The following is a 19,551-nucleotide window of genomic DNA, read 5'->3' on the forward strand; positions in this document are numbered from 1 at the left end:
TTTTTGAATGATTACTGTGTTGTTTCATTCTGTGTCGCGTATGAGAATAATTGCAATGTGCTTTTTAGTGAAACAAGTTAGGTGATGTTGGCAGTGATTGCCTAATCTATTTATCCCTCAATGAGAGCAAGATATTGTTATGGATATAGTTCATATGTTTGGCTTTGAATCATGTGTAAGGAAATACAATGGCAAAGTTGCAGAAAATCCATTAGTGTACCGCTGGCTTTACAGTCACAAAAAAATTATTTAAATGTAACCTCAATTTAACTGGTTAATTTCGCGTTAACATTGTACCGTTTGTGTGAACTTGTACTGCAATTAAACAATTAAGGAGAAATGTGTGAAAGTTACTAAGTTCGTTTTACCTTTGGTATTCAGTGGTTTGTTTGCTGCAAATGCGCAGGCATCTATGCCCGGTGAATGTGATGACTTAATGATTGGTCTGAACATGGACCGCTATGTACAATATGAGACCGTTCAAAGGGTCTGGATCAAAGCGGGTAACTCAACGAAATGTGTGCGGGTGTCGCCTGATTTACATAATTCCGTTTACCGTGTTCTGTCAAAACAGGTTGCGATGCGCAACCAGTTGAAGAGCGAGTTGCATACTAAGCTGGATCAGGAGCTGCGAAACAACGCCACCGGTTTGGTAGAGCACAGATATACCAATACGGACTTGACTGGGAACCTCTCTACTAAACTCTCGGCAAATGGTAATGGAGAGATCCTGGCAAACGTTAACGGTTTTGGGTTTAACGCCAAAGCAAAATACACCATCAAGAATGTGCCGTCTTTCATTGCGAAAGCATATGCGCGTGTTTCGGCGCAAAATATTGTCGTTACGGCAAAGTATGACTTTGTCACAGGCCAGGCTTATGGTCTTAACGTGAATCCGATTAATCTAAACATTGATGTCGACTCCCGGATTTTTGGTATTAGCGTACCTTTGCTCAGCAATTACATTAATAACAAAGTTGAAGGTATTATTAGCAGCAAAATCCATGGTTATCTTAATACGAAAACCGATGGCTGGAGTGCTTCTTTGTTCTCACTCGACAAAGCGATTCCTGACGACAGATTTGGTCAACTGGGCGTATCGGTGAAGGACAGACTTAAGAGCTTAGCCGCTGGGCAATACATCAGGTTAAGTTCATCAGCAACAAAAATTGAAGGCGCATCTTTGTATATTGATTTATCGGGTGACTACTCTATCACGATGTCGAGCAAAACCATCGAAAATCCTTGCTACATATACTCTGACAGGCCTTGTTCTATCAATCCTTTCTGATTTGAATAGGTGAGAAAATTGCAGGCAGCCAAGCAGCTGCCTGTTGTCCTGGGCTAAAAGGCAATCATGTTCCCAGCCACCAAGACCAGCAAGCCCGCGAATAGCTTCTTGATAGTCGGAACGGGCAAATGCTGCACAGACTTGGCCCCCAGCGGCGCGGTAAACCACGAGGTACATACGATGCCCAATAGGGCGGGTAAATACACAAACCCGGCAAACCCATCTGACAAGGCAAACTGTGCACTGCCCGATGTGATGTAACCTACAGAACCAAATAGAGCAATCACGATACCGCAGGCTGAGGCACAGCCAATGGCTTTTTTCATATCAATAGAGAAAAACGTCAGCAGGGGCACCAGCAGTGCACCGCCACCGATACCAATCATAGCTGAGAGCCCGCCTGTGATGGTTGTAAACCCCGTTAACAGTCCTTTATTTGGCATGCTACGCTCGTCTGAAGCGGATTTGTTACTGCCAAAAAACATTTTGAGAGCGATCAAGACCACACTGACGGCGAAGACCCAGCGCACGATTTGCTCGGGCAACATGGCGGCTAAAAAACCACTGATCAGCGCACCCAGCGCAACCCCGGTCATAATCCAGGGGGCAAGTTCCCAGGGCACATTGCCATTTTTATGGTGGGCGATGGCTGATGAAGTTGAGGTAAACAGAATAGAGGCCAAAGAGGTAGCGATGGCGGCAACTATCACCTGCTCCGCAGGCAGGACCGCAAAATACAGCAAAATACTGCTCAGGACCGGGACAATAACCAGCCCTCCACCAATGCCAAGGAGCCCGGCCAGAAAACCAACACCGCTGCCTAATAAGGCGCAGCATGCTATCAATAACAACAAGTCACTCATTCCGTTTTTCTCATTATATTATATGGGGTTAGACGGGTGGCGAGCATATCGACGGTTCGTCTGTTGGTAACCGGTTCGCCACGTTCTGAGCGAGTATATCAAGATAATGTCTGTGGCTTTTCAGATAAGCTTTGAATATTCCTCACGTTTTACATGAAGTAAATTCAATTTAAGCATCTGGATGGCTAGATGTTTTTATTTCTAGGTGTTTTGGTTGCCATTTTTCTATGAGCCCCCTGCAAAATGCCAGAGTCTCGCAACAACCATGAATACAACTCAAGTTTTAGGTGAAATTAAACCGTTTTTCTTCAAGTGCTTGTCCGGGTAACAATGTAATTGCTCCAAACGCCAGGCTAGCTTAACGATGGCTAAGTGCATGCGCTGCACCGGGAAGAGCACATTGTACATTTGGGTTAATCACAGAATATTGGATACCAGAACGCCATGAATAACGAGTTTACTTTTACAGTTAAAAGCATCATTTTTGATGAAAACTACCATCCGTCAGACAGCACACGGATCACCACTAACTTTGCTAACCTGGCCAGAGGGGAAAGCCGCCAGGCCAACCTGCGTAATGCACTAAAGATGATAGACAATCGTTTCAATGCGCTGGCTAACTGGGATAATCCCAACGGTGACCGCTATGCCATTGAGCTGGAAATCATCTCGGTCGATATCGACGTGGCGGGTAACAAAGAGGCTTTCCCATCAATTGAAGTGCTAAAAACCAACATCATCGATCACAAAACCGGTGATCGCATCGAAGGTATAGTCGGCAATAACTTCTCATCGTATGTACGAGACTATGATTTCAGTGTGGTACTGCTGGACCACAATAAAGGTAAGTCACAGTTTAGCATTCCTGAAGGCTTTGGTGAGTTGCACGGCAAACTGTTCAAACATTTCGTGAATTCAAGCGCCTATAAACAAAACTTTAAAAAACTGCCGGTTATCTGCCTGAGCGTGTCAGACAGCAAAATCTACCAAAGAACTGAAAATCAGCATCCGGTGCTGGGCTATGAATATGAGCCTAATGAGTCCTCGTTGACCGAACAATACTTTAAGAAAATGGGCCTGCAAGTACGCTACTTTATGCCGCCAAATAGTGTTGCCCCGCTGGCATTCTACTTCTTTGGCGATCTGTTGAATGACTACACTAACCTGGAGTTGATCAGCACTATCAGCACCATGGAAACGTTTCAGAAGATCTATCGCCCTGAGATTTATAACGCCAATGCGGTTGCCGGTCAGCGCTATCAGCCAAATCTGAAAAACCAGGACCATTCTCTGACGCAAATCGTTTATGACCGTGAGGAGCGCAGCAGACTGGCGGTGGAGCAGGGTAAATTTGCCCATGAGCACTTTATTAAACCTTACCAAAGTGTGCTTGAGCAGTGGTCGGCGAACTACGCCTGATAGTTAACGAGAATAAACGGCAAATATTATGAAAACACTTTTACCTACGTCCACCGCTGGTAGCTTACCTAAACCTTCATGGCTGGCACAGCCTGAGGTGTTGTGGTCTCCCTGGAAACTTGAAGATCAGGCGCTCGTTGACGGCAAACAAGATGCACTGCGAGTGTCGTTGCTGGAGCAGCAACTGGCAGGGATTGATATTGTCAGCGATGGCGAGCAAACCCGTCAGCACTTTGTGACCACCTTTATTGAGCACCTCGACGGTGTGGATTTCGAAAACCGTAAAACAGTTAAAATTCGCGACCGCTATGATGCCAGTGTACCCACGGTGGTTGGACCGATCAGTCGTCAGAAGCCGGTCTTTGTTGAGGATGCTCGGTTTTTACGCCAGCAGACCAATCAACCTATCAAATGGGCACTGCCCGGTCCGATGACCATGGTGGATACCTTATACGACGCTCACTATAAGAGCCGCGAAAAGCTGGCCTGGGAGTTCGCCAAGGTATTGAATCAGGAAGCTAAAGAGTTGGAAGCGGCCGGTGTCGACATTATCCAGTTTGATGAACCTGCTTTTAATGTCTTCTTTGATGAAGTGAATGACTGGGGCATTGCCTGTTTGGAGCGGGCCATCGAAGGCCTTAAGTGCGAAACTGCGGTACACATTTGCTATGGCTACGGTATTAAAGCCAACACTGACTGGAAAAAAACGTTGGGTTCAGAGTGGCGTCAGTACGAGGAAGTATTTCCTAAGCTGCAAAAGTCGAACATAGACATTATCTCGCTGGAGTGCCACAACTCGCGGGTGCCTGTTGAGTTATTATCCCTGGTTCGAGGCAAAAAAGTCATGGTGGGAGCCATTGATGTGGCAACGGATACCATAGAAACGCCTGAGGAAGTCGCAGCGACACTTAGAGAAGCACTGAGATATGTGGATGCCGATAAGCTTTATCCCTGCACCAATTGTGGTATGGCACCGCTTGCCCGTGACATTGCCCGGGGCAAACTGAATGCACTTAGTGCCGGCGCTGAAATCGTGCGTAAGGAACTTTTGGCTTGATTTAGATAAAAAAGGGCCAGGCTGACTGTCGCAATGTGTACATTCAGCGCGGCCCCGTTAACGGCGTTTCTTCAAACCTGACCAATTAGCGAATTGTCAGCACCCCGTCTATATTTTCGATGCTTGATGGATAGAGCAGGTTAGTGATATCCAGCTTAGACACCTGCCAGCTTTTATCTTCCTTTTGACAGCTTGCCGTCAATATCAGACGGATATTAGTACAGTGTTCACGATAGCTGCCAGTTGGAATAAAACCATCATAAGGCTCGTCTGCGGGTTCCGGTAATAGTTGGCTATGCTCGTAACGCAGCCCGCCAATGAGGTGCTCAATAGAAGTCGACACCTCGCGTACCACGCCATCTGCATCGCTCGCTTCACACTGCAATTCTACTGTGGCATTTTGTGAAGTGAGGCGATATGAGCCCTGAGGAAGATATCGATAAATATCGTCGGACTCCAGCGCTTGCTTAACCAGACTTAAATACTTGTCATCAATATTACTCAGGTCGGTCAGAATCGCATCGGTAATCGTATCGTCGTTGGCACCTTTTAATGCGTCAGCGATGTTTACCGCAAGACGCTTCTGCTCATCATCAGCCATGGCCAGAAACAACTTTCTGGGTTCAGAATAGTTGTCGTCATTGATTGTATCGTAGTTATCTACGGCTACATCACTTCCAGCGATGATATAAGGGTCTTGCGCAGAGGGCGCTGGCTGTGGGGCGTTAGGATCGCCATTGGGGAAAAAGTTCGGACCACTGCCCTGATTATCACCTAGGGCCATATTGCCGTCACGTTGATAGTCGTGAAAGCCTGCCGGGCAGCGTGGTTTGTTGACATCTAACTGATTAACATTCGTGCCAACCCGATGTTGTTGCGTTAAATTATAAATGAACATGCGCCCTTGCAACACGCGATCAGGTGACAAGCCTATACCTGGCACAAAGTTGGCTGGGTTAAATGCTGACTGTTCATTTTCGGCAAAGTTATTTGAGACGTTTTCATTGAGCGTCAATTCGCCAATTCTTTCATACGGGTAAACATCTTCTGGCCAGGTTGTTGTTGCATCAAATGGGTTGTAACCAAAGCGCTGCTCAAACTGCTCAATTTGCGTTTCTGTCATGGTTTGTAGCATGACGGCATATTTAGGAAAATCGCCGTTTTCAATGCTTTCAACCATTTTCTTTTGTGCGCCATTGGGATCAGCGCTGGCGATTTCAGTCCCGATCAGGTTTTTAATTCCCTGCTGAGTCTGGAATTTGTACTTACCAAAACAGCGTTGACCCGCTTTGTTATAGAATACAAAGGCGTTAATACTGAAGCCGTTCATATTGGCATAAGACGCAGGTATGCCACGGTCAGAGTTAACAAAGGTAAATGCAGAGAGGGTTTGTGGCTGTTTGCTGACAAACTCCAGTTTGCTTTGCGGACTGGGAAGATTGGTTTTTGGGTTTTTTCTTTCTGAGTGAGCAAAATCCGGTAGTTTTAATGGATCGCGCACCGTAAATACTGGTGAGCTCAGCATTAATAAATCGTAGTTACCGTCTTCGGTGTAAAACTTTACGGCAAACCCACGTAGATCCCGCTCGTAGTCGCTTGAGTCAATCCCACCGAATATCGTTGAAAAGCGGACAAAGACTTTGGTTTCTTTGCCTGTTCCGTTTAAGAACTTTGCGTGTGTAATTGCGCTTTGATCGTTGTCTAGTTTAAAGGTACCAAAAACTCCGGTGCCTCTGGCATGGAGTACCCGTTCAGGTGTGCGCTCGCGAGAAAAATGCGAGAGCTTCTGGAATAAATGGATATTGTCAAAAGTCAGTGGCCCTTCTTTACCGACAGTAATGCTGGCACTATCCTGACGAATAGGAGCACCCACTTCATTCGTTAGCGTTTTCTTGCTCATGTTCATTCCCTCAATTGACAGTATTGTCGCCAGAGAATGTAGTGCAGTACCTGCTTAATGTTATTACGCGAGATTACATATGATAATTTTATGTAATTTTTGATTTGGTTAAACGGGACCTGTTCACTGAGTGTCAGCGCAAATCCACAGTCTGACTCTTTGGGCAGTGTATACAACGGCTTTTTGTTGATGTCGGTAATATTTTACGGTAACAGTACGTCAGATGACGGCACAATATCTGATCTTGTGCTATTACAACAACGTATAACCAGATCACAGAGTTTTAAGGAGCAAGAATGCGACATTTATCAGCAAGTATCCTATGTCTGCTGCTATCGGGTTCACTTCAGGCCACCCAGAGCAACACACCAAGCCAGGCCTACAACTGGACAGCAGGTCCAGACTTACCCATGGCACTGCAAGAAGTATATCCTGCTGTATTTAATGAACGTATTTTTGTTGGGGGCGGATTCACACCCTCTGACTCTCCGTCCTTTTCGGGGCTAGGTCCAAGCACAGACGTCTTTCTACTTAACCCGGCAAAAGAATTCTGGACAAAAGCACCGTCCTTACCTGCGCCACGTCACCACCTTGGTATGGTTAGTAATCGGCACTTCATTTATGGTATCGGTGGCTTTACGGGCGCTAAAGGCAGCGCCTGGGAAATTCAAAGCTCTGTATTCCGCCTGGATGGTAATTTACAAGTGTGGCGCACCGGCCCGTCGCTGCCTATTCCATTGGCTGAATCTGTGTATGCCAATGTCGGTAAGAATATTCATGTGATTGGCGGTAAAACGGTTTCTAGAGAGACTGGTAAAAATGTCGATACCGACGCCCACTATGTGCTTATTAACAACTCCTACTGGCGAAAGCTGAAATCAGCGAGCCTGGTCAGAAATTCTGCTGCCAGTGCAGTCATTGGTCATAAGATCTATGTTATTGGTGGACGTACATCAGGCCAGGATGGTGCTAATCTGAGTTACGCGGAAGTGTATGATACAAAAGCTGAAACCTGGACGCCTATTGCGCCGCTGCCGGTGGCTTCCGGCGGTTTGTCGGCCAGTGTTCTGGATGGCAAAATCATAGTGTCGGGCGGCGAGGTGTTTGGCCCGAAAGGTAACTGGCAGGCAGGTAAAGCCTTCGATGAGGTTTGGGCGTACGATCCGCAGACCAATCGGTGGCAGGCGCTGCCGGACTTGCCTCAGCCACGTCACGGACATGGCTCTGTCTCGTTAAACGAGCAACTCCATATTATCGGCGGCGCGGCTAAGGTGGGGCCGCAGGAAACCCTGTCGTCGACGCAAGTGTTGACGCCGAATGTGGACCCATAACGAAATAGCGATATCAAATTAGATAGCACTGAGTTGTTGTGCGAGAGACGGAATTTATCAGGCAAAAAGGTTGTTTACATTTCATACACTCCACTTGCTGGTGTACAATAAAGGGACAATAACAGGCTGTCTCATAATTCAGTCACCAACAAATGGATTTTTAATGAAATACTTTTTAATTGTTCTGTCTTTTATATGTATAAGCACACAAGCAAGTACTAAGCACTTTACGCAACATCAGGTGAATATCAAGCGTCTGGGTAGCCATGCTGGCCAGGTATTTTATATGTCTTTTGATAAGCCGTTTTCAACAGATTGTGCATGGAGTAACCTCTATTGCCCAATCGCTTCAAAGGAATGTGAAAACTTCTACTCGCTTGTGATGGCGGCCAAGATGGCGAATCGAAAGCTTTCTACGGTTGCTTACTCTCAGGATACTCCTGGCGGTAGCTGCAAAGTAACTCATGTAGAGGTAGATTAGCTGTAATCGCGCTTTGTGTTACTGCACTCTATGGCAGATAGAGTGCAGTGGTTTATACGCTTACTTACGGCAAACAGCTAGACTTGGTAAAAAAGTATCTCACTTCATAGTCTTCGCAGGTGGTATAACTGCTGTTCCCGCCATTACTGGAGTTCCAGCAGGCAAAGCCAGAGCTGTTGTTGACCAGGTTTTGCCCGCTCAGGCTTGAGTCCAGCTTGCTGCCTTTGACTCGCGCAACGACGCCTGCAACATCATTGGTGCTGCAACTAGCTGCAATGTTGCCCGCAGACTGGTGTGAGCTGAACAGCTCGTTATCACCACTGGCCGGGTCATCGCGGTCAAGCCAGCCTGTTGCATAGAGGCCGCCGTTGACCTGTGAACTGGCGATACGGTAAACTCCCAGTGAGTTCAGTTCTTTATTCTCGGTGCCATGAAAGGCAAACAATTGCTGGCTGGCACTGGCTGAGTAGGTTGTACAACTGCCAGAGGCTGTCCCCCCTTTGACCAAATTGCCATTGCTGGAAGTCAGCTTCAGGTAGTACACGGTATCGTAGCCATATTTGCCATCGTCTTTACAGATCTGCAGACTCTTCAGATGCTCGCCTTTGCTGGTATCAAAGGTCAGTTTATTGCCCCAGCTACCGCCGCTGCCACCGTAAGTAACACAAAACTCGGATGTGCCCACACTAGCATGTGACAGGCTTTGTTTGGTCTCGTAACAAGCCTGAAACCCATCCACCCGATTGTTTGAGCGAACCCGTACTGAGCTGAGGTTAAAGGTGCCGCCCACCAGAGCTTTACGCTTTAATAAAGCAATATCGTTGAAGGCGTCGCCTTTACTGGTCGAGCCTATTGCGTTGTTTTTCACGTACTGCCAGTCGATATATTCAGCAGAGTTAGACAACCAGAAAGAGTCGAATGCCTTGTAATAGTTCACCCAATGGTGCTCTGAACTGTTGCCGATGGCGTTTTGCAGCTGAACATGTTCATAGGCGTTGAATGGCATCGCAAACTGATAGCTGCCGCCCAGGCTCTGACAGTTCGCAAAGCCCATGTCCCAGCTGCCTTTGCTGGTGGTCAGCTGCCAGTTGCGGTTGTCATCCACACAAGCATGGTACTGATAAGTGGAGCAGGCTTTGTCGACAATTGCAGCGTCGCTTTCGAGACTCGCACAGTCACCAGAGCCATTGGGTCGGTTTGATTTCCACGACCAGATAAAGTCCTCAATCTGGACCTCATTGGCACCATAGCCGCTGGCAGCACTGGTGTTATTGGCCTCGACCAGCGCCAGTTCGAGAATTTGTGCGCCTTTGTTAGCCCACTTGCTGATCACATTGCTACCGGTTTTACTTGAGCTCGGGCCATCCGGGTTGAGCTGAGTCGCGCCATCAATGATCACTGTCATATTGTTGGCTAGGTAATGCGCGGTTTGGTCGCCATTTACACACTCATTGCTGCCGTTTTGACAAAATGGCTGATTGCTTTGCAGGTTACCATTGGCATCAAAGGCATCTACGCCGATAAACACGGTGTTCCAGAACTTGGAGTAGCTACCGCTGCTGTGATAGGAGCACAAATTGCTGTGATCTCTGGGGGTTTGCACTACGGCAACCAGCTGCTTACCCGCAGCCAGAATGTCGCGTTTGGTGAGGTGCGACACTGGCAAGGATGCGCAGCTCTTATCGGCATAGCCCCAGTCCGACGGCATCAGCAGATAGTCGCCGATGTCTTTTTCCAGACGTTCGCCAATTTTGTTGTGCCAGTTTTTATGGTCGTTATGCTTGTATGATTCGATCTTCAGTAAAACAACCTCGTCCGGGTTGTCTTTCAGAAAGTCTTTTATGTCGTCTAACCCTTCCGACAACTTAGCGTGAAAGCTGGAGCAAATAGCTTTATTTTCCAGTGAGTTGTGACACAGCATAGGGGTTGAATCAAAGGTGCCTTCCGGATAGATATCAAACTCCATTACCCGAATGCCGCGCTTAAGCAGACTTTTGGGTGAATAGTATTGATTGACGTCGGTATAGGTACCTTTGCTCCAGGCATGTGAGGCATAGGCATTGTGCGCCCCGGCCCACAGGGTTTTAGAAAATGGCGCAAAGTTGTCTATCTGCCCTTGCAGATCCAGTCGGGTGACTTTCTCATCATCGGTTTCTATTGCGGCGCTTACTGCAAATGATAGGCAAGATGTTGCTACCGCACCTGCCAACAGCAGCGCCGGTGTATTGCTTGGTTTCATAGTAAAAATCCTCTCCTTTTAGTGTGATGCTGGTCCTTAACCAGGGCGCTATTTACGCACCCTGTACGAGCAACCGCGGCAAATATAGGCGTGAAAAGTGCAAGAAGTGTGAAGAAAAGAGTTTAAACTCTAAAGTTGTCAGGTAGAAATACACCTGGCTTCGTTTTGAGGTGAGAAAAGGACCGATCCTCGACGTCAGGGCCGTTTCATGGACAAATTACATGAAGTTTTTCACAAAACTGTGATTGAAAATAAAGGGTTGAAAGCAGGGCTGTTATCACATGCAGCGCCATTATCGCGGACGCGTGCGAGCCGGGAACTGTCAACCAAAAGCACCAAAAACTCTTGCTATGAATCGCCTGATTGCGCCATAGGTGCTTGTATAATAGTAATAAATTGGTTCTAATAAAGGTAAATGAGAACGCTGACAGAAATAAGTTGCGTTAGGAATCAAAGCGCGTACAGCTTGTTCATCAAAAGCTACTCCAATAAAGCAACCAGGATGTTAACAGAATACGATATTCTGGCAGCGGCCTGATCAAACAATGAACAGCGCGCATTGCATACATGTCAAAGCCAAGTCTGTTCGACCACTCCATATCTGAGGAAATTATGAAAAATAAAATAGTGTTAGGCTTATTTTTAAGTGCCCTTTCATCCAGCGTTTTTGCGGCTAATGAGGGCAAAATCACTTCGATTGCCTTTGCTGGTGCAAATATGTCAAGCCATCCGGATGTAGTCCAATTACAAATTGAAGGCGGCTTTGAGTCGGCCGATTGCAATACAGGTGTTGCTGCAATAAGGAAAAGTGATACACACCTTGTTTCTGCTGCGCTTGCCGCATTTGCAATGGGAAAGCCGGTAAAAGTGTTCCTTAATGCGCACGACCTTTATTTTCCCTCACAAAAACGATGTGTCATATCAATGCTGACAATGGCGAAGTAAAGCCAACATTGAATGCCATTTTGTTGAGACCCACCCAAAACTGATAACAAAGGGTACTACAAGGAAGATACAGTGTGGATATCCACCTATACTTTTCGGGTATGTTCTACGTTAAAATACAACACTTTTTGTCTTTCCAGCGGGTACAAACTATACCCGGTGGAAAGCACATTGACTGTTATGCAGCGCAGTCGTCTTTGGCCTGGGGCTGTAATTCCATTAATACTGCCTGCCATAACCCGCTTAATGCTGATAAATAATCTGGCTGCTGATATAGCGGCTGTGTTTCGCCTTGTATTGTGGCTGCCAATGCCGCAATGGCGTTGAGGTTACACTGATCTCTGTGGGTCATTAATTGCTGTTTGTCCATGGGGACAAGCTCAACAGGCATATAGGTTCGCCATGTTTCACTCGGCAGGCTTTGGCTTGAAGGAAACCAGCTTAACGGGCCTGTGGTTTCGCTGAGTGTTAAAGTACCATGCGGAAATAGCGCAGAGCACTGATGGTTTAAAAAAGTAGCGCTGCCGTCATCTTCAGCAGACGAAAAGTTCTGGCATAAGACAGAGACAGTAAGGCTGTCGGTTTTGAGCATGACAGGCTGAAACGCCATTGGCTTGCCGTTGTATTTGATGACCTCGAGTCCTTCAAACCCTCCCAGTGCACGGCCTAACAGATCCAGCGCTGAATAAAGCGTTCTTAAATTGGCACCCATGGCATAGTGCATACAACCAAACCCTTGCTGATACGCGTTCAGGATGGATTGTAAAAATGCCTGAGGAGCGTAGAGGTCGGCAAAGTGCCCATTGACGTGAAAATACACCTGGTGCTGCTCGGCTAGTGCCAGTGCTTTTTGTACAAACGCCTGATCAACGGGGTGCTCACACAACACAGAAACGCCTTGCTTTAGCAAAGATAAGACAATGGCTTGACCCGCATCGCCCGATACTGCGACACATACGATATCAATAGAGTTAGCCGGAACTGCACTGACATCAGTGTAATAGGGCACACCCAGTTGGTGTGCGATCTGTTGAGAATGTTCACTGCCTTTTGACAGGACACCCACACAGGTGAAGCTGTCTTGTGGAAACTGAGTTAAAGCGCGAATATACGTGGAACCATAGTGGGTACCACAAACGAGTACTTTCATAATATTATCCTTTTTCTAAGCAATTGGATGTGGCTCTTGGTTAACCGGCCGCCCTTGCAACAATTTGCGCAGCCTTGGGTTGTCTACCCGTTTAAATTGCTCACCAAAGTGAATGGGTTGCATGTTGACACCAATAGCACGCGCAACCCTGAACGGGCTGAGTGCCATATCTGGTGAGGTAACATCCACAATGGCAACTTCGACCCCAGCTGTATCCAGGCGTTGCTTAAGCTGGCCGACGTGTGTGATCACCTCATACGGCCAGTCTTCCAGCGTTTTCGCCTCGCTGATGGGTCGGCGCATAAAGTCAAAGGCCGCGAGTTTGCTTTTACTAAAATAATAGGCCGCGTGATCTTCCAGGCTTGTTACGTCACTGACTTGCTGAGGAATTGCCTGTCCAGAGCGCATTAACTGGCACAGATAAGGCATTACATGGCCTTGTTCTAGCAATGCTTTGCGCATGGCTACTTTGATATCTCCATGCGTGGCCAGGGCCACTGAGACTGCAGGGGTGCGATAGCCATCTCCCAGCGCTAAACACACGACCGTTGGCACGTGTAATCCCACATCCAGTAAGTAGCATTCGAGCTCAATGCCCAGCTCAGTTAACTCTTCAATCATAACGCGCATTTTTCCCTGGTTTAGCGCCTCGTAACTGAGACGTTCGCAGGGCAGCTGTGCATACCAGGTGAGCATCATGGCGTCGCGTTCTATGAGTTCATAACAGGCTCTGAGTGCAGCATCATCGTTGTTTTGGCCAGCCGCGAGCCCATTTGATGACACCTGACTAAACTGCTCTTTATAAGGGCAGGCAAAGTTAAAATAGCTGACCAATGCCGGCACCCAGACAGGCTCTTTGGTTGCCAGCCAGTTGCCGCGGCACCAGTGTATTTTTTGTTTTCTGTGCCATTTGTGAAACGGGAAATTAGGCGTGCTGTATTGCTTATTGGAATACAACACTAAAGTATCCGGATCGACATAGTCACCGTTTAACTGGCTAATTGACGCATATTTGCAATCACTCAATTGGTATCTGGCCGCCGAGTAGCGCTCCAGAGCCTCACCGACGGCACTAATATGCGCTGAAATAGTATCCAACCCTTTACCTGAGCCAACCTGACCTGAGGCTCTTGGGTCAAATTCGCCCTCCGTAAACGAGGATACCCCGGCAGATGCTGTGATCGGGAAGTCAGGTAAATGTGGCGCATGTCCCGTGAGCTGGCGGACGATCCCTGTGAGGGGATCGACCCAGCCTTCAAATAGCGATTTAAATTGCTCAACATCCTGGAGTTGATTTAGCGGGTTAGTGGCAGAGTGGGTATCTCGGTGTATGGATAACGCGTGGGTATTCATATTGCTATGATCAAAACCACAAACATCACACCAGGGAATAGGGATAATGGCATGTTTTTCTGCCTGGTGCGTAACCAGGTTTTGTACCATGACACGCGATACCAGTTCGCTTTCGCTATAGCCCCAGAGTATTTTTAATGCCTCCATGGCAAGCTGTTGGCCCGTGATGGCAGACATGGGTGTAAGCATACTGCGGGCACGGCCGTCACGATTCTTTTTATGGCTTTTTTCTAATTCGTGTGCAAGCTCACCGTGTTGTTCTGTGCCCAGCTTTCTGAGTCTTAAGCAGTTCCAGCATGAGCCTGAGGTGGTGTCATCTAAATTGACCACCGGACCTATCCAGCTCTCCAGACCGTCGAGGTGGCCATAAAGTGTTTTAATCGTGTGCTGATGCACATATTCAGAGACTTTATGCGACCAAAAGTGGGCATCTTTACTTAACGTGACAATGGCCAAATCCCAGTCATTTGATGGGCTGCCTAACTGGGGGTTATCGCAGGTGAGCTCAGAGTGGCTGATCTGCATCCAGGGGTTGCGCTGTTGCAGTGCTGCTGTAAAGACCTGTGCTCTGGGTTTACCAATGTCTTGTGGCGTGAGAAAGCGGTGGCATGTTAAATCGTCGTTGGTGATATTTTCTTTATCTAATAAATGAACATGGCCGACACCCGCAGTACCCAGCTCTTCCAGTAGCGTGACAGCCCAGGGTTCAAGGCCGATAACGAGTACCCGGCAGGGATCAAGAGAGTATACCTGGTCCTGGCTATGTGGTTGTTGGCTTGCTTGCTGCCAGGGGCGTAAAAAGCGGGTTTGTACTAAACCGGGCGGCTGAAATTCAAGTTGTTCAGAGACTTCTTCCAACAAACCATACTGGCTGAGCAGTTGCAGCACGGCCTCAATACTTGCATCCCCATATTCAGGTAAACGGGTGCAAATTTCAGCCTGTGTCAGCTCTCCCTTAAGCAATGGCAGGATTTTTTCAACAAAGTCGGAGGTATCGCGACCGTGAATCTGGAAGTCTCCCAAATCTGAACTTAATAACACACCATTGCTGTTGGGATTAATGCTCGCAGCCGGGGTCAATCTTAGCTTTTTCATAAATTAAACATCCAATTTCTTAAGACACTCCTCGCACAAAGCGGGGAGTGTCAATAACTGCGTGCTAGCCGCCGGTGCTGCATGGTGTGCATGTTACGCATTGGTAACCCTGCACACACTGATGGGTGCACTGAACGCATTGATGAGTACACTGCAAACACTGCTGGGTACACTGAACGCATTGATGGGTACACTGCAAACACTGGTGGGTGCATTGAAGACATTGATGAGCACACTGCACACATTGTTGGGTGCACTGAGCACAATGATAAGTGCATTGAAGACACTGTTGAGCGCATTGCACACATTGAGACGCACACTGATAACACTGCGCACAGAAGTTCACCACACAGGGGTAGCAGGTATCACATTTGGTGATGTGTGCACACTGCTGGCAATGTGCCTTTTGTTCCGTTTGACACAAAGCGCAGAAATTCACGGTGCATGGGTAACAGGTGTCACACTTGGTAACCGGCTGGCACTGCTGGCAGAAGTTAACGATGCACGGATAACAGGTTTCGCACTTTCTGGTGGCACATAGCTGGCATTGCCCGTTTTGACCCGGCTGGCACATAACACAGAAAGTCACAATACATGGATAACAAGTATCACACTGAGTGACAGACTCACATTGTTGACAGAGGGTAACGGTACATGGATAGCAGTAGACGCATTGCGTGATTGGAGTGCATTGCTGACAGAAGTTAACAATACAAGGGTAGCAAGTATCACATTGAGTGACAGGTGCACATTGCTGACATTGCAGAGTCTGGCCCGGTTGACAGAGCGCACAGAAATTAACAATGCAGGGATAGCAAGTGACACAGTTAGTAACTGGCTCACAGGTTACACACTTATGGGTCGTCTCACATTGTATGCAGGCTACACAGGGGGTAGGTGGGCCCAGCGGCTGATAGCTAGTACCAACAGGTGCACAGGTTGCACATAGTGTGGTAGTGCACGGGACACACAGGATTGTTGGTGCGGCACATGGAGCACAAGGTGTGCAGTAGTAACATACAGCACAGTCGGCAATGCCAGACGGGTTACAGCGTGCTTCTAGTGCTTTGACTTTGAGGTGAGCTCAGTTACCTGTAACTGAAGTTCTTTGATAGCTTGTTCGCTCATCATACTTTCCTTAAGTTAAGTTTATTGTGTTATTTGGTATCGAGTACCAAAAACAACCTAGGTTTGTTGCTTGCCGCACATGTCATAAGTGGCAAACAGCATGTCTTTAAAAGACACATTCATCACATTGCAATAGGGAACTTATTGCACTTTAAACAGGGTGTTGGCCGTTATGTGTGGAAACATGTAACGGCTTCGTTTGCTGGGGTCTTTGCCGTTTATTAAACTAAAGTCCAGCGTAATATCCTGACTGTACTGCAGCATATTCTGGCCATTGGATAGTCGCTCTAACCACATAGTGGTTTTGAAACGAGGCACATTGGAGTGCGTTTGCATAAAGGGCGTGTTGGCGATATTGCCGTCGGCTTGCGTATCGACATCCAGCACTGTGGTGTCGATTACGCCTATGCCTTGCTGGTAAAGACTGTCTAAAGCAACTTGCAGAACAATGTTGGGGTTCACATTGGGGTTTTCAGGAATATCAGGACCATAAGGGACTTTAAAGCTTGCACCGCCAGCCGTGGGCAGGGCGTTGGCAACAGGAATGCTGGGCGCACCTTTGAAGCAATCGTGCCCTCCAATAGCCAAAATTGAATTTCCATGCGGTACAGACACTTGTTTTACAATAGTCAGGTCCGGTGCTTGCATCGGGAGCGGATCGGGGGTATCCGGCACCCAGGGTTTCTTGTTCAGGGTACCTTGCCCCTGAGGTGCAATCACCTGATGTAACCAACTGCCATTTTCAGCATGGACGAGCTCATCTTTTTGCGGGCCATCGGCAAAAAATACCCGTTGCGAATAAAAAATGGTGTAGGCATCTTGCTCGTAATTACCCGCCCGGTTAGCCACTTTGCCCTGAATCGCGCTAAAGGTCATGACCTCGTAGTAGGGGATATTTTTTAAGATGAAGCCATTCGGGGCATTATCTTGCGGGATCGGCATAACATTAAATCCCCCGTATCGTGTGCTAACCCAGGTCCCAATTAACCCGGCCAATGGCCCGAGCTTTTCAAGGATCTCACAGTTTTGATCGCCACCACCGGCTGCAATGAGCGGCACATTAAAATCTGGCACAAAATTCGGCTGTTGCGGGTTAGTGGGCTTGTCTGTGCAGTTAAGCTGCTGAGGGATGCATGAAGCGCAGCGTAATATGGCGCCGTGGGTATTGGTTTCAGAACAGTGTTTGCTCAGATCTTCAAATGCTGATTGAAGTTGCGCAATTTCAATTTGTAATTGCGCAATGGGGTCTTGCTTACTCATGGTTTACTTTCCTTGCTGTGCAAAAATTATCGGTAGATTAATTTTTCAACAGTCTTTGAGTGTATCAGCAAGGTTTCCCAAATTTTATTACATCCTATTACACAAAAATAACGTTCGGCAGGTATGCATGATCTGTGTTGCTCAGATTACATGAAGTGTTGTTTGTGAGTGCTTGCTTTTTATATGGTTTCTGTTATGCATAAGCCCTCTGTAGAGCTTGGATAAAAAGCGGCTTTACGTTTATTGATAGTGGATTGATTCGTAAGGGTCCGAGCTCTTTGTTGAGCTGAACGTAACAAACTCCACTGTCATCCGGACGCTTGCGAGCAGGGAGCGGCTAACCTGCAATGCAGAAGTTCCTTCTGGTCAAGTACCTGACAAACCACTTTGTAGTAAACACTTAGCCATTTGTTTTTATTATGGGTATGCTACCAGGTACCCTGCTGTAAGGTCGTAAGTAGTAAGCAGCAAAATCATTACAACTTCGGATAAATAAACTAACTAGCGATTATGGTTGAAGAGATTAGTATCAAATTGTTTGAACTAGGCCCGACAAGGTCTGCCCGGGTACGCTGGGCATTGCTTGAGGCAGGGCTAACATTCGAGTCAGTGCAAAACGGAGTAGAGATATTTAAGTCTACGGAGCTGTTAAATATTCACCCATTGGGCAAGTTACCCGCGGTATTAATCAATGGACAGCCTCTTTTTGAGTCAGCGGCCATTGTCACGGCGATAGCCGATCTAGTGCCAGATAAGAAGTTGATAGCAGCGCCTTCAAGTTGGTCGAGAAACCTGCATAATCAATGGGTTTGTTTTACATTGAGTGAGCTGGAGCCTTTTGTACAGTCAACCGAGATCAACTCAATGGATTTTGTTTTACCAGCAGAGCAACACGTTCGGGAAATTGTCCCGCAAAATAACATGCTGTATAAAAAATCGGCCACAGCGTTAGAAAAGCACTTTTCCCGGTACGACTACCTGGTTGACGACCAATTCTCGGTTACAGATATCGTACTTGCATACACCTTGTGCTGGGGACAAGAGCAAAAGTTGCTGGATGACTTTCCGAACATCAATGAGTATATGGATCGACTCTATAACCGCGAGCATTGCACATTAAAAAAACCATAGGGGCAGCTTAGCACCTTTGCTCTACAAGCCTGAATTTATGGAGGGGTCTGGCAAAGCTTGCTAACACTGCATTAGTTAAGTAAGGCGCTTGCGCGGTGTTGAATTCTAATACGTATACGTGCCTAGATTTTTATTATTTGGAATAAGAAATGTCGAAGATTCTATTATTGTTTATTTTAATTTTGCCTATCTTAGGCTGTCAGACGTCTGGTGTGCAATCAACCAGTAGCGTTGAGCTTGTCCCTGAGGCTATGAATTCAGAATTGGAGTTTAAACTCAAAGAGAATGCAAAGCTTGTTGTTTCTTCCATGTCAAAGTTAGTAGATTTTGAATTTGATTACTCTGAAAGATCTGTTAAATGGTTGGATGGATTTATTAATCGTAATCAGGACCTTACTTTGGTCGATACTTTGGGTTCGTATTTAGGTGAGGCTCTATTAAGGAAATATGGTGGTAGTTGGGTAATAATCGAAGGGGTTCCCGCGCTTGAAATTCGTCCTGATTTTATTATGTTTCCGTTTTCAAAGGTCGAAAAGCAAATTGTATATGGAGAGCAAGAGTCAATCACAGAGTATTTTTTAATGACAGAGGTTATGCTTAAGAGGTACGAGCACAGAGGTTAGGGAGTTGGATATCCACTCCTGTCTTCTGAATGTCTGTGAACTGGGATTTACCAACGTGTGGCACAGTGGTGCACCGTTGCATCCGAACATACACACCCCACTGTCATCTCGGACGCTTGCGAGCCGGGATCTACTGGCCAGCAATACTGTGGTTCCTTTTAGTCGCGAACCCTACCAACCCCGCCGTAACTCAGTTGCTATCCAACCCGTCAAACTGGTTAGGTATTACTGGAGATCAGTATTGTGTTATCTTACACGACAGTTGTTAACACGGAATTTTGCATC

General features: G+C 47.0%; 15 protein-coding genes. 9 read left to right on the forward strand and 6 right to left on the reverse strand.

Annotated features, from left to right (window positions below; genetic code table 11):
- Window positions 1-343: 343 nt before the first annotated feature.
- Entirely contained in the window at window positions 344-1,291 is a 948-nt protein-coding gene (locus IY568_RS13095; RefSeq protein WP_194867803.1) for a hypothetical protein, read from the forward strand.
- Window positions 1,292-1,344: 53 nt separating this feature from the next.
- Here the strand turns inward: IY568_RS13095 and IY568_RS13100 are convergent, their stop codons facing one another.
- On the reverse strand, window positions 1,345-2,154 hold the full coding sequence (locus IY568_RS13100) for a sulfite exporter TauE/SafE family protein (protein ID WP_125560524.1): 810 nt from the start codon (window positions 2,152-2,154) through the stop codon (window positions 1,345-1,347).
- Between the two features lie 444 nt (window positions 2,155-2,598).
- On the opposite strand from IY568_RS13100, the gene IY568_RS13105 reads away from it, so the two are divergent.
- Window positions 2,599-3,573, forward strand: coding sequence for a DUF1852 domain-containing protein (locus IY568_RS13105; protein ID WP_194867804.1), 975 nt, complete (start codon window positions 2,599-2,601; stop codon window positions 3,571-3,573).
- Window positions 3,574-3,601: 28 nt separating this feature from the next.
- Window positions 3,602-4,630, forward strand: coding sequence for a methionine synthase (locus IY568_RS13110; protein ID WP_194867805.1), 1,029 nt, complete (start codon window positions 3,602-3,604; stop codon window positions 4,628-4,630).
- 85 nt (window positions 4,631-4,715) lie between these two features.
- Here the strand turns inward: IY568_RS13110 and IY568_RS13115 are convergent, their stop codons facing one another.
- On the reverse strand, window positions 4,716-6,530 hold the full coding sequence (locus IY568_RS13115) for a catalase (protein ID WP_194867806.1): 1,815 nt from the start codon (window positions 6,528-6,530) through the stop codon (window positions 4,716-4,718).
- A 296-nt stretch (window positions 6,531-6,826) separates the two neighbouring features.
- Between IY568_RS13115 and IY568_RS13120 the strand changes: the two genes are divergently transcribed.
- Both IY568_RS13120 and IY568_RS13125 read left to right on the forward strand, forming a co-directional pair.
- The gene (locus IY568_RS13120) at window positions 6,827-7,861 is read left to right on the forward strand and encodes a Kelch repeat-containing protein (protein WP_194867807.1); all 1,035 of its coding nucleotides are present in this window, start codon (window positions 6,827-6,829) and stop codon (window positions 7,859-7,861) included.
- 163 nt (window positions 7,862-8,024) lie between these two features.
- Entirely contained in the window at window positions 8,025-8,342 is a 318-nt protein-coding gene (locus IY568_RS13125; RefSeq protein WP_194867808.1) for a hypothetical protein, read from the forward strand.
- A 64-nt stretch (window positions 8,343-8,406) separates the two neighbouring features.
- On the opposite strand, the gene IY568_RS13130 is transcribed toward IY568_RS13125, so the two are convergent.
- Window positions 8,407-10,581 carry a phosphatidylinositol-specific phospholipase C domain-containing protein gene (locus IY568_RS13130; protein WP_194867809.1) on the reverse strand — a complete coding sequence of 725 codons (2,175 nt, stop codon included), beginning with the start codon at window positions 10,579-10,581 and terminating at the stop codon, window positions 8,407-8,409.
- Window positions 10,582-11,193: 612 nt separating this feature from the next.
- Here IY568_RS13130 and IY568_RS13135 point away from each other — a divergent pair.
- Complete coding sequence (locus IY568_RS13135) at window positions 11,194-11,526, forward strand: hypothetical protein (protein WP_125560538.1); 333 nt, start codon at window positions 11,194-11,196, stop codon at window positions 11,524-11,526.
- A 178-nt stretch (window positions 11,527-11,704) separates the two neighbouring features.
- Here IY568_RS13135 and IY568_RS13140 read toward each other — a convergent pair whose 3' ends face one another.
- Both IY568_RS13140 and IY568_RS13145 read right to left on the reverse strand, forming a co-directional pair.
- Window positions 11,705-12,676 carry a Gfo/Idh/MocA family oxidoreductase gene (locus IY568_RS13140; RefSeq protein WP_194867810.1) on the reverse strand — a complete coding sequence of 324 codons (972 nt, stop codon included), beginning with the start codon at window positions 12,674-12,676 and terminating at the stop codon, window positions 11,705-11,707.
- 15 nt (window positions 12,677-12,691) lie between these two features.
- On the reverse strand, window positions 12,692-15,124 hold the full coding sequence (locus IY568_RS13145; RefSeq protein ID WP_194867811.1) for a TOMM precursor leader peptide-binding protein: 2,433 nt from the start codon (window positions 15,122-15,124) through the stop codon (window positions 12,692-12,694).
- Window positions 15,125-15,266: 142 nt separating this feature from the next.
- Between IY568_RS13145 and IY568_RS13150 the strand changes: the two genes are divergently transcribed.
- Window positions 15,267-15,665, forward strand: coding sequence for a hypothetical protein (locus IY568_RS13150; protein ID WP_194867812.1), 399 nt, complete (start codon window positions 15,267-15,269; stop codon window positions 15,663-15,665).
- Between the two features lie 728 nt (window positions 15,666-16,393).
- On the opposite strand, the gene IY568_RS13155 is transcribed toward IY568_RS13150, so the two are convergent.
- Window positions 16,394-17,512: a heme-binding protein gene (locus IY568_RS13155; RefSeq protein ID WP_194867813.1), complete on the reverse strand. Its 1,119-nt coding sequence runs from the start codon at window positions 17,510-17,512 to the stop codon at window positions 16,394-16,396.
- A gap of 510 nt (window positions 17,513-18,022) precedes the next feature.
- Between IY568_RS13155 and IY568_RS13160 the strand changes: the two genes are divergently transcribed.
- Together IY568_RS13160 and IY568_RS13165 are read left to right on the forward strand one after the other, a co-directional pair.
- Window positions 18,023-18,643 (forward strand): glutathione S-transferase family protein, encoded by a 621-nt coding sequence (locus tag IY568_RS13160; protein ID WP_194867814.1) that lies wholly within the window; start codon window positions 18,023-18,025, stop codon window positions 18,641-18,643.
- A gap of 149 nt (window positions 18,644-18,792) precedes the next feature.
- Window positions 18,793-19,266 (forward strand): hypothetical protein, encoded by a 474-nt coding sequence (locus IY568_RS13165; RefSeq protein ID WP_194867815.1) that lies wholly within the window; start codon window positions 18,793-18,795, stop codon window positions 19,264-19,266.
- Window positions 19,267-19,551: the final 285 nt, after the last annotated feature.

Origin of the sequence: Pseudoalteromonas sp. PPB1 (genome assembly GCF_015356275.1) — a bacterium.
Taxonomy (GTDB): domain Bacteria; phylum Pseudomonadota; class Gammaproteobacteria; order Enterobacterales; family Alteromonadaceae; genus Pseudoalteromonas; species Pseudoalteromonas rubra_D.

What these genes read in the sequence shown, in the direction of transcription:
- IY568_RS13100 (WP_125560524.1), bottom strand. Translation starts at nt 2,154, where the DNA reads ATGAGTGACTTGTTGTTATTGATAGCATGCTGCGCCTTATTAGGCAGC.
- IY568_RS13105 (WP_194867804.1), top strand. Translation starts at nt 2,599, where the DNA reads ATGAATAACGAGTTTACTTTTACAGTTAAAAGCATCATTTTTGATGAA.
- IY568_RS13110 (WP_194867805.1), top strand. Translation starts at nt 3,602, where the DNA reads ATGAAAACACTTTTACCTACGTCCACCGCTGGTAGCTTACCTAAACCT.
- IY568_RS13115 (WP_194867806.1), bottom strand. Translation starts at nt 6,530, where the DNA reads ATGAGCAAGAAAACGCTAACGAATGAAGTGGGTGCTCCTATTCGTCAG.
- IY568_RS13120 (WP_194867807.1), top strand. Translation starts at nt 6,827, where the DNA reads ATGCGACATTTATCAGCAAGTATCCTATGTCTGCTGCTATCGGGTTCA.
- IY568_RS13125 (WP_194867808.1), top strand. Translation starts at nt 8,025, where the DNA reads ATGAAATACTTTTTAATTGTTCTGTCTTTTATATGTATAAGCACACAA.
- IY568_RS13130 (WP_194867809.1), bottom strand. Translation starts at nt 10,581, where the DNA reads ATGAAACCAAGCAATACACCGGCGCTGCTGTTGGCAGGTGCGGTAGCA.
- IY568_RS13135 (WP_125560538.1), top strand. Translation starts at nt 11,194, where the DNA reads ATGAAAAATAAAATAGTGTTAGGCTTATTTTTAAGTGCCCTTTCATCC.
- IY568_RS13140 (WP_194867810.1), bottom strand. Translation starts at nt 12,676, where the DNA reads ATGAAAGTACTCGTTTGTGGTACCCACTATGGTTCCACGTATATTCGC.
- IY568_RS13145 (WP_194867811.1), bottom strand. Translation starts at nt 15,124, where the DNA reads ATGAAAAAGCTAAGATTGACCCCGGCTGCGAGCATTAATCCCAACAGC.
- IY568_RS13150 (WP_194867812.1), top strand. Translation starts at nt 15,267, where the DNA reads ATGAGTACACTGCAAACACTGCTGGGTACACTGAACGCATTGATGGGT.
- IY568_RS13155 (WP_194867813.1), bottom strand. Translation starts at nt 17,512, where the DNA reads ATGAGTAAGCAAGACCCCATTGCGCAATTACAAATTGAAATTGCGCAA.
- IY568_RS13160 (WP_194867814.1), top strand. Translation starts at nt 18,023, where the DNA reads ATGGTTGAAGAGATTAGTATCAAATTGTTTGAACTAGGCCCGACAAGG.
- IY568_RS13165 (WP_194867815.1), top strand. Translation starts at nt 18,793, where the DNA reads ATGTCGAAGATTCTATTATTGTTTATTTTAATTTTGCCTATCTTAGGC.